Here is a 10102-nt window from a genome sequence, read left to right as displayed (position 1 = left end):
AAGTTGGAGTCATTACCCCATTTTTAAATATCCGAGGCAAATCGGAACCACATAATCCTGAACTGGCAATTTTAATCCGCACATCATCCTGATGATAAATTTCGGGTAACTTATGTTCTTCCACGCGGACAATACCATCAGTATCATTAACAACTGATTTCATAAAAACTCCTGAGTGATAAAGGGGGATATTCTCCCCCTTGGGTATAATTTATTGTGCGACAGCAGCTTTCTCTTTGTTAATAACACCGCGCGCCCGACGCCAGGTCATAAAAATACCGGTGAGATAAATAGCGCCGATAATAATGAAACCGGGGATATTCTGCGGGGAGAAAACCTGAATCAGTAACCAGGTAATCGGTGAACCGCCCTGATCCATCGAGGCCACCATGCCTCCGGCTTTTAACGCGCCCGCATTGGCAGCCAGTTGGGTATGCAGGCCAATAGTTTGCGTCGCAATCCACAGGGTGATGCTCATAATGATGACGCCAGAGATCAGGGTGCGGAACAGGTTTCCACGATGCACCGCGACCGCCATCGCCACAAAGAAGCCGATGGTGGCAAGGTCGCCAAACGGCAGCACCTGATTACCCGGCACACAAACGGCAATCAAAATAGTGAGCGGGATAAAAATCAGGCTTGCCGACACCACAGCCGTATGCCCCAGCAGCAACGCCGGATCAAGCCCAATCAAAAACTCCTGACCGCCGAACTTCGCCTGTAAACGGCTACGCGCCTGCTTCGCGATGGGCGTTAAACCATCCATGATAGGTTTGATCACCCGTGGCATCAGCAGCATCACCGCCGCCGTTTTTACCGCCAGTTGCAATACGCCTTTGACATCGTAACCGGCAAGAATGCCAATAATCAGTCCCATCACAAAACCCACGGTGACCGGTTCGCCAAAAGGGCCAAATTTACGCTGAATATCGTCGGCGCTAAATTTAATCCGGTTAATACCAGGGATTTTTTCGATAATGGCATCGACCAGCACCGCAATCGGCCCCATATACGCCGATGTGCCGTGCGGAATGGCAATGCCTTCCAGCTCAAAGAAATCACGGGTATCGCGGGCAAACCAGTCGCCCAACTTATAAACAAACGCTGCGTGAATCACCACTCCCGCGATGCCAATCAGCCATGAACCTGTCGCCAGGTGCAGCAACGCTCCGGTGAAGGTCATATGCCAGATATTCCAGATATCGACATTCACTACCCGCGTCATACGCGTGAGCAGCATTGCCACGTTAACCAGAATTGCAATTGGAATAGCCACCAGCGCAATTTGTGACGCCCAGGTCATTGGAGATGATCCCGGCCAGCCGACATCGACCACATGCAGATTTAAGTCGAAATTTTCCGCCATCGCTTTCGCCGCCGGGCCAATGGAATCCAGCATTAAGCCAATCACCAGACCGATGCCAACAAAGCCAATCCCGATATGCAGACCCGCTTTAAAGCAATCACCTGCTTTCATGCCTAATATTTTTGAAAAAATAATAATGACAATCGGCAATATGACCGTAGGGCCAAGGTCGAGAATATAACGCATGACTTCTGAAAACATAGGTCACCCCTGTAAGATAGTCAGAATTTTATTTTGTAATGCTTCGATCCCTACACCAGAAACAAAAGGCATACCGTGAACTAACGGAATATCACCAAAACTGCGGTCAACTTTGGCAGTCGTACAAATCAGATGTACACCATCCATATAAGTTTCTATTTCATTAACCCGACACTGGATTAATTCAACAGGGATATTATGGCTCTGACATAACTCTTTAATCTCTTCCGCCGCCATCGTAGAAGTCGCAACCGCGCCTCCGCAAGCGACAATAATCTTGCGTTTCATAAACAGTCCTTTTTATTAGTACAGAGGGATTTTATTCATTTGAATCTAAAACAGATGTTTTGAAATATTCCATTAATTGCACTTCTGGAATGTTGATAAGCGTTTCGACCACATCGGGTTGTTGCAGCTTGCCAAATAAACAACGTAAAAGTTTCAGTTGCTGCTGTGGATTTTCTACAATCAGGGCGATGATTAATGAAACCGCCACTTCATTATCATCATCTGCTTGCTGAAAATTGATTTTATCCGCGAGTCTTAACAGATAAATGGCTGACGTTTTTGCATGAATCGCCTCGCAGTGCGGTATTGCAATGGCGTGCTGTTCCAGCATAATCCCGGTGGGGAATTCCGCTTCTCTGGCAATTAATGCCTGTGGCCAGGAGTCATGAACAACACCTTGCGCGACCATTTCATTGCCAATATGGGTTAGTGCTTCGCGGCGATCGGCAAACGAAATACCGCTACGAACAAATAGCTTTGTCATATTACATCCTTATTATTTTGCACAACCGTAACGATAGGCGCGCAGAACATCAAAAATTTTATCCATAATAAGCTGATGTGGTATCGCCTTGAGTTCCTCACTCTGGATGCGTTCAAATTGTTTTGGCAAATACTGACTAATTATACCCAGTGGAATTTCGATACCGTCAAGGTTCGCCATCATCATCTCGACGCTATTTTTAATTCGACTATGCGGCCAGTAATAACGAATACGATCAGAAAGGCTATAACGAATATCCAGCAAAGAATCGTTAAATCCAGCACGGTAATATTTTTTCCAGTATTGCGGTTCGTCGAGCATGACTTCTTCAATCACGTCAAGACAACTGCTGCGATTTTCCGGCGCGATAAGTTCCTGCTCAATTTGTGCCAGCGCAAATATCGCCTCGCGTAAAGCAAAGGTTAATGCTGGCCCTACTTTCAAAATTGCAAAGTGATCGCGTACTAATTCCCAATACGTCGTCCGGGTCTGGTAATCGGTGGAATGTACTTCATAGACCATTTTGCTGTTTTCTATCCATTGCGCCAGCGCCTGCGCTTCTTGCGGCTGATAATGGATAATATTGCTGTGATCAAATTCAACGCCAGGCTGTACCACTATCGCAATCACGCGCGTTAACGCCTCTGTCAGGCCACGGGCAATAAACGCTTTTTGATGTGTACGTAAAGTATTGGCGGCATCTTCTACCCTTGTGATGTGCACCGACTGAATGGCGCTGGCCTCACCGCCCGGAACCGGAACTTCGGTGCCAATCACATAAGTCAGTTGTTCACGCTGGCAATCCGTCGCCACGCTTTCCGCTGCGTGGCAAAGTACAGCGGCACGTTCAGCAACCGTTTCTGGCGCTAAAGGTACAGGGTCGCTCGCACAGGACATTGACGCATCAAGATGAATTTTACTGAAACCGGCACGAACATATGCCTTTACCAGCTCGACGGATTTTTCCATCGCTGCATCCGCACGTTCTTGCTGCCAGCAGTTTGGCCCCAGATGGTCGCCGCCGAGAATAATGCGCTCGCGCGCAAACCCAACTCTATCAGCAATCGCAAAAACAAATTCGCGAAAGTCTGCCGGTGTCATTCCGGTATAACCGCCAAATTGATTGACCTGGTTTGACGTTGCTTCAATCAGCACTTTGCGTGTGCTGCTGAGATCGAAAGCCAGCGCCGCTTCAATAACCAACGGATGCGCCGAACAGACAGAGCATATGCCGATATGTTCACCGGCTTTATGCCGGGCAATTAACGTTTTCATGGTTTTTCCTTGTTAAATGGCAGATGCGTTATGCCCTGCCCTCGCAGCCACAATCGGCAATCACTTTGCTCACCACATCACACATTGCCAATTTGGCCGACTGCAAATAATTTCGGGGATCGGTCGCCTCTGGATGTTCCGTCAGATAACGTTTTAACGCCTGCGAGAAGGCATTTTTCAGCTCCGTCGCGACATTGATTTTGCAAATACCCAGGTTGATTGTTTGGCGAATGTCCGCAGAAGACAGTCCCGACGCACCATGCAGTACCAGCGGTAGCGCAACCTGCTGACGTATGGCCTCAAGGCGGGAGAAATCCAGCGCCGGGGCACTGGCATACATACCGTGAGCGGTGCCGATGGCGACCGCCAGGGAATCAATTCCCGTCGCTTGCGTAAATTCGCGGGCTTGTGATGGATTGGTATATAGAGCATCGGCGTCATTGACTTGCACATCGTCTTCCTGACCGCCAAGTTGCCCCAGTTCAGCTTCGACGCTGACATCAAAGCGATGGCAAAAATCCACCACTTCTTTGACTCGTGCAATGTTCTGCGTATAAGGCAAATGCGAGGCGTCAATCATCACCGAGCGCACACCGAAGCGCACTTTCTGCGCGATATCTTCAAACTTTGTGTGATGGTCAAGGTGAATCGCCAGCGGATGGTGATACTGCTTCGCCATCGCGCTAACCAGCGCCAGCAAGTTTTCTGTTCCGGCATGGTTAAACGTGCCGGGCGTTCCGGCGATGATGACCGGCGCATTCAGGCAGGCTGCGGTTTCCACCACTACCTGCATCGTTTCGAGATTGTGAATGTTGAATGCCGGAACCGCGTAGCCGCCGCGCTGCGCGTTGTTCAGCATCTGCTTTGTCGATACCACGTACATTTTCACATCCTGTCGTTTGTTTTCGATTTCAAAATATAATGAAATTATTTGTTTTTAAATGTCGAGATAATGATCACAAAAACGACAAAATGAAAATAAATCCAGCAATGACAGACAAAAAAACGGCCTCCCAAGAGGGAAGCCGTAGCAAAGTGCGCGTGGTTTTATGCCGGATGCGGCGTGAACGCCTTATCCGACCTACGGGGTAGTGCTGTGTGTAGGCATGATAAGACGCTTCAGCGTCGCATCAGGCACAGGTTGCCGGATGCGGCGTGAACGCCTTATCCGACCTACGGGGCAGTGCTGTTCGTATGAAGCGTATCAGGCGATAGTAATTTTGCTATCGAGATAAACGTCCTGCACGGCGTTAATCAGTTTCACGCCGTCGGTCATCGATTTCTTAAACGCTTTACGACCAAGGATCAGCCCCATTCCGCCTGCACGTTTGTTGATAACCGCAGTACGCACCGCATCGCTAAGGTCAGTTTCACCGCCCGCAGCGCCGCCGGAGTTAATCAACCCTGCGCGCCCCATATAACAGTTAGCTAACTGATAACGCACCAGATCAATCGGGTTTTCGCTGGTCAACTTGCTGTAAACACGGTCGTCGGTGTAACCGTAATTAATCGCTTTATAGCCGCCGTTATTTTCCGCCATTTTCTGTTTGACGATGTCCGCGCCAATGGTCGCCGCCAGATGGTTCGCCTGGCCGGTCAGGTCGGCGGAAACATGGTAATCAACGCCCTCTTTCTTAAAGGCAGAATTACGCAGATACGCCCACAGCACTGTCACCATGCCCAGTTCATGCGCACGTTCAAAGGCCGCAGAAATTTCTTCAATCTGGCGACGTGACTCTTCCGAGCCAAAATAGATGGTCGCACCAACCGCCACCGCCCCCATATTGAACGCCTGCTCTACGCTGGCATACAGCGTTTGATCGTAGGTATTCGGGTAACTTAGCGTCTCGTTATGGTTGAGTTTGACGAGGAACGGAATGCGGTGCGCGTAACGCCGCGATACCGATGCCAGCACGCCGTAAGTTGACGCCACACAGTTACAGCCCGCTTCGATCGCCAGTTCAACAATGTTTTTCGGGTCAAAGTAGAGTGGGTTAGCGGCAAATGAAGCTCCGGCAGAATGTTCGACGCCCTGATCAACCGGCAAAATGGAAAGGTATCCCGTTCCCGCCAGACGCCCGGTGTTGTACAACGTCTGCATATTACGTAACACCGCCGGCGGGCGATTATTGTCAATCATCACGCGGTCTACGTAGTCATGTCCGGGAAGATAAAGCTGGTCAGAAGGAATAGTCATACAACGATGCTGTAAAAGGTTGTCGGCATCTTTGCCAAGCAACTGCGCAATATCTGTCATTACTATGCTCCCGTAAATTCCGATTGGATATCGGCTATGGATTGTCCTGGCCCGCCTTTGCGGGCAATCATAATCCTGGTCGTTACAGGCTATTTTTTCCATTCTCAGGATGTTTTTTCAGCGTTTTCTGTTGGCTCGATTCATCAGAAAAAGTGTTACAGCGGTCAAGTTTTCACCGCAAAGGTATTTAAAAGGTATTATTTGATGGTATTGTCAGCGCGTACCTTACATTACCTGTCATGAAGGAATTAACAGATGAAAACAACAGCAAAGCTGTCGTTCATGATGTTTGTTGAATGGTTTATCTGGGGCGCGTGGTTTGTGCCATTGTGGTTGTGGTTAAGTAAAAGTGGTTTTAGTGCCGGAGAAATTGGCTGGTCGTATGCCTGTACCGCCATTGCGGCGATCCTGTCGCCGATTCTGGTTGGCTCCATCACAGACCGCTTTTTCTCAGCGCAAAAAGTGCTGGCTGTATTGATGTTCGCTGGCGCAGTGCTGATGTACTTCGCTGCACAGCAAACTACTTTTGCCGGGTTCTTCCCGTTACTGCTGGCCTACTCGCTAACCTATATGCCGACCATTGCGCTGACTAACAGTATCGCCTTTGCCAACGTGCCGGATGTGGAGCGTGATTTCCCGCGCATTCGGGTGATGGGCACTATCGGCTGGATTGCCTCCGGTCTGGCATGTGGATTCTTGCCGCAAATGCTGGGTTATGCCGATATTTCACCGACCAATATTCCACTGCTGATTACCGCCGCAAGTTCTGCTCTGCTCGGTGTGTTTGCGTTTTTCCTGCCCGACACGCCGCCAAAAAGCACAGGCAAAATGGACATTAAAGTCATGCTCGGCCTGGATGCGCTGATCCTGCTACGCGATAAAAACTTCCTCGTCTTTTTCTTCTGTTCGTTCCTGTTTGCGATGCCGCTGGCATTCTATTACATCTTTGCCAACGGTTATCTGACCGAAGTCGGCATGAAAAATGCCACCGGCTGGATGACGCTCGGCCAGTTCTCTGAAATCTTCTTTATGCTGGCATTGCCATTTTTCACCAAACGCTTTGGTATCAAAAAGGTATTATTGCTTGGTCTGGTCACTGCCGCAATTCGCTATGGCTTCTTTATTTACGGCAGTGCGGATGAATATTTCACCTATGCGCTATTGTTCCTCGGCATTTTGTTGCACGGCGTAAGTTACGATTTTTACTACGTTACCGCCTACATCTATGTCGATAAAAAAGCTCCCGTGCATATGCGTACCGCCGCGCAGGGGCTGATCACGCTCTGCTGCCAGGGCTTCGGCAGTTTGCTCGGTTATCGTCTTGGCGGCGTGATGATGGAAAAGATGTTCGCTTATCAGGAGCCGGTAAACGGCCTGACTTTCAACTGGGCTGGAATGTGGACTTTCGGCGCGGTGATGATTGCCATTATCGCCGTGCTGTTCATGATTTTTTTCCGCGAATCCGACAACGAAATTACGGCTATCAAAGTCGATGATCGCGATATTGCGTTGACACAAGAGGAAGCAAAATGAAAACAGAACGTATTCTCGGTGCTCTTTACGGGCAGGCGTTAGGGGATGCGATGGGGATGCCCTCCGAGCTTTGGCCTCGTTCCCGCGTCAAAGCGCACTTTGGCTGGATTGACCGATTTCTGCCTGGACCAAAGGAGAATAACGCGGCCTGTTATTTTAACCGCGCCGAATTCACCGATGATACCTCGATGGCGCTGTGTCTGGCGGATGCGCTGTTGGAACGTGAAGGCGAGATCGACCCGGATCTGATTGGGCGTAATATTCTCGACTGGGCGCTGCGTTTCGACGCCTTCAACAAAAACGTGCTTGGCCCGACCTCAAAAATTGCGCTTAACGCCATTCGCGACGGTAAACCCGTTGCCGAACTGGAAAACAATGGCGTGACCAACGGTGCCGCGATGCGCGTCTCACCATTGGGTTGTTTGCTTCCGGCGCGCGATGTTGATTCCTTTATTGATGATGTGGCGCTGGCGTCCAGCCCGACCCATAAATCCGATCTGGCGATTGCAGGTGCGGTAGTCATCGCATGGGCGATTTCTCGTGCCATTGATGGAGAAAGCTGGTCAGCGATTGTCGATTCGCTGCCTTCGATTGCGCGACATGCTCAACAAAAACGCATCACTACGTTCAGCGCCTCACTGGCGGCACGTCTGGAGATTGCGCTGAAGATTGTTCGTCACTCCGACGGCACCGAATCCGCCAGCGAACAGCTTTACCAGGTGGTTGGCGCGGGCACCAGCACTATCGAGTCCGTTCCGTGCGCCATTGCGCTGGTTGAACTGGCACAAACCGATCCTAACCGCTGCGCCGTCCTGTGCGCCAATCTTGGCGGCGACACTGACACCATCGGCGCGATGGCAACGGCGATTTGTGGCGCGTTGCATAGCGTTAATGCTATCGATCCGGCATTAAAGGCAGAGCTGGATGCGGTAAATCAGCTTGATTTCAACCGTTACGCCACGGCGCTGGCGAAGTATCGCCAACAACGGGAGGCGGTATGAGCGGCGCTCGGTTACACACGCTGCTGCCACAATTAACGACGCGTCAGCCGGTTATGGTAATTGGTGCGGCGGTCATTGATGTGATCGCCGACGCTTACGCCCTGCCCTGGCGCGGGTGCGATATCGAACTGAAACAGCAGAGCGTAAATGTTGGCGGCTGTGCGTTGAACATTGCCGTGGCGTTAAAGCGTCTCGGTATCGAAGCGGGTAACGCCTTGCCGCTCGGTCAGGGGGTGTGGGCGGAGATTATTCGCAACCGAATGGCAAAAGAGGGATTAATCAACCTGATCGATAATGCCGAAGGCGATAACGGCTGGTGTCTGGCGCTAGTTGAGCCGGATGGCGAACGCACTTTTATGTCGTTCAGCGGCGTGGAAAATCAGTGGAATCACCAGTGGCTGGCGCGACTAACCGTTACACCTGGTAGCCTGCTCTATTTTTCTGGTTATCAACTGGCCTCGCCTTGCGGCGAATTGTTGGTGGATTGGCTGGAGGGACTGCAAGACGTGACGCCGTTTATTGATTTTGGCCCTCGTATTGGCGATATCCCGGATGCATTACTTGCGCGCATCATGGCTTGTCGACCGCTGGTGTCGCTTAATCGCCAGGAGGCTGAAATTGCTGCCGAACGTTTTCGTTTATCCGCAGATATAACAACGACTGGCAAGCAGTGGCAGGAGAAATTTGCCGCGCCATTGGTCGTTCGTCTGGATAAAGAAGGTGCCTGGTATTTCAGCGACAACGCATCAGGCTGTGTTCCGGCATTTCCAACGCGAGTCGTTGATACGATTGGTGCAGGTGATAGCCATGCAGGTGGCGTACTTGCCGGGCTGGCATCCGGTCTGTCACTGGCAGATGCAGTGCTGCTGGGTAATGCGGTGGCGTCGTGGGTTGTCGGACATCGCGGCGGTGATTGCGCGCCAACGCGCGAGGAACTACTCCTCGCACACAAAAACGTATAGATCGCTGCGACAGTGACTGATGCTGTATTCAATTGGCCGTTGCTGTTGGTCAAGCGCCACTTGCTTGATCACCAGCACCGGTATTTTGCTATCTAACTGAATATGTGACTGAAACTCGGCATCCGGCATTCGGGCGCTAACGCGGGAACGGGTACGCTTTGGAAAAATATGCTGACTGCGAAAGTAGTCATAAAGAGAAATACCGATGGCATCAACATCATGAATTAAATGCGCAGGAACCCACGACTCCTCAATCGATACCGCTTCTTCATCCACGTAGCGAATGCGCTTAAGCAAGAAGACATCACTTCCTGCTTCAACCGCCAGCTGCTGCGCGACGTCTTCGGGGCACTCTACCACTCGCTTGTTAACCCACAGCGTGTCGGGCTTTTTACCGCGCAACACCACCTGCTGCGAAAAGCCTCGCGCTTCTTTTAACGAGTATTCGAAAATGTTGTTGATCTGCGTGCCGTAACCACGCGAACGCGTCACCACACCCTCTTCTTCCAGCGCCTGCATCGCCTTGCGCACCGTAATGCGCGAAACGCCGGTTAACTGACTTAAATCGCGTTCGCCGGGCAAAATATTGCCATGCTCCAGCACCCCGCTGCGCACGGCATTTTTTACCGTTTCGGCAAACTTAATATAAAGCGGCGTGTTGTCAGCCGCTAAAATACGTTCGTTCAGTTGGGCGATAAGCTGGGTATGCGCTTGTTCCATTTGTCTTTTTCCTGC

The 10102-nt window shown here is 50.7% G+C and carries 10 protein-coding genes and 1 pseudogene; 3 read left to right on the top strand and 8 right to left on the bottom strand.

Annotated elements, in window-relative coordinates; translation table 11 throughout:
* The 7 genes and pseudogenes from A7589_RS22895 to fbaB form a co-directional block, all read right to left on the bottom strand.
* Positions 1-163: pseudogene (locus A7589_RS22895) on the bottom strand (hypothetical protein); the annotation flags it as partial.
* Between the two features lie 48 nt (positions 164-211).
* Entirely contained in the window at positions 212-1567 is a 1356-nt protein-coding gene (locus A7589_RS01140) for a PTS galactitol transporter subunit IIC (protein ID WP_000490646.1), read from the bottom strand.
* Between the two features lie 3 nt (positions 1568-1570).
* Complete coding sequence (gene gatB / locus A7589_RS01135; protein ID WP_000823282.1) at positions 1571-1855, bottom strand: PTS galactitol transporter subunit IIB; 285 nt, start codon at positions 1853-1855, stop codon at positions 1571-1573.
* 31 nt (positions 1856-1886) lie between these two features.
* On the bottom strand, positions 1887-2339 hold the full coding sequence (gatA, locus tag A7589_RS01130; protein WP_000163639.1) for a PTS galactitol transporter subunit IIA: 453 nt from the start codon (positions 2337-2339) through the stop codon (positions 1887-1889).
* A gap of 12 nt (positions 2340-2351) precedes the next feature.
* The gene (gene gatZ, locus A7589_RS01125; RefSeq protein ID WP_108188692.1) at positions 2352-3614 is read right to left on the bottom strand and encodes a tagatose-bisphosphate aldolase subunit GatZ; all 1263 of its coding nucleotides are present in this window, start codon (positions 3612-3614) and stop codon (positions 2352-2354) included.
* A 28-nt stretch (positions 3615-3642) separates the two neighbouring features.
* A complete protein-coding gene (locus tag A7589_RS01120; protein ID WP_010353781.1) occupies positions 3643-4497 on the bottom strand; it encodes a tagatose bisphosphate family class II aldolase in 855 nt (284 codons plus the stop codon).
* A gap of 321 nt (positions 4498-4818) precedes the next feature.
* Positions 4819-5871 carry a class I fructose-bisphosphate aldolase gene (gene fbaB, locus A7589_RS01110; protein WP_000129561.1) on the bottom strand — a complete coding sequence of 351 codons (1053 nt, stop codon included), beginning with the start codon at positions 5869-5871 and terminating at the stop codon, positions 4819-4821.
* A gap of 255 nt (positions 5872-6126) precedes the next feature.
* Here fbaB and A7589_RS01100 point away from each other — a divergent pair, with 255 nt between their 5' ends.
* The 3 genes from A7589_RS01100 to A7589_RS01090 are packed head-to-tail and all read left to right on the top strand — an operon-like array spanning position 6127 to position 9367.
* Complete coding sequence (locus A7589_RS01100; protein WP_000858513.1) at positions 6127-7404, top strand: nucleoside permease; 1278 nt, start codon at positions 6127-6129, stop codon at positions 7402-7404.
* Positions 7401-8405, top strand: coding sequence for an ADP-ribosylglycohydrolase family protein (locus tag A7589_RS01095; protein WP_000846197.1), 1005 nt, complete (start codon positions 7401-7403; stop codon positions 8403-8405). Before A7589_RS01100 ends, A7589_RS01095 begins: the two co-directional genes overlap by 4 nt.
* The gene (locus A7589_RS01090) at positions 8402-9367 is read left to right on the top strand and encodes a carbohydrate kinase family protein (RefSeq protein WP_000012006.1); all 966 of its coding nucleotides are present in this window, start codon (positions 8402-8404) and stop codon (positions 9365-9367) included. Before A7589_RS01095 ends, A7589_RS01090 begins: the two co-directional genes overlap by 4 nt.
* Here the strand turns inward: A7589_RS01090 and A7589_RS01085 are convergent.
* A complete protein-coding gene (locus A7589_RS01085; RefSeq protein WP_000434024.1) occupies positions 9341-10087 on the bottom strand; it encodes a GntR family transcriptional regulator in 747 nt (248 codons plus the stop codon). The genes A7589_RS01090 and A7589_RS01085 overlap by 27 nt on opposite strands.
* Positions 10088-10102: the final 15 nt, after the last annotated feature.

Source organism: Escherichia sp. MOD1-EC6475 (assembly GCF_003046645.1).
Taxonomy (GTDB): Bacteria; Pseudomonadota; Gammaproteobacteria; order Enterobacterales; family Enterobacteriaceae; genus Escherichia; species Escherichia ruysiae.
This window is presented reverse-complemented; position numbering and strand designations above follow the sequence as displayed.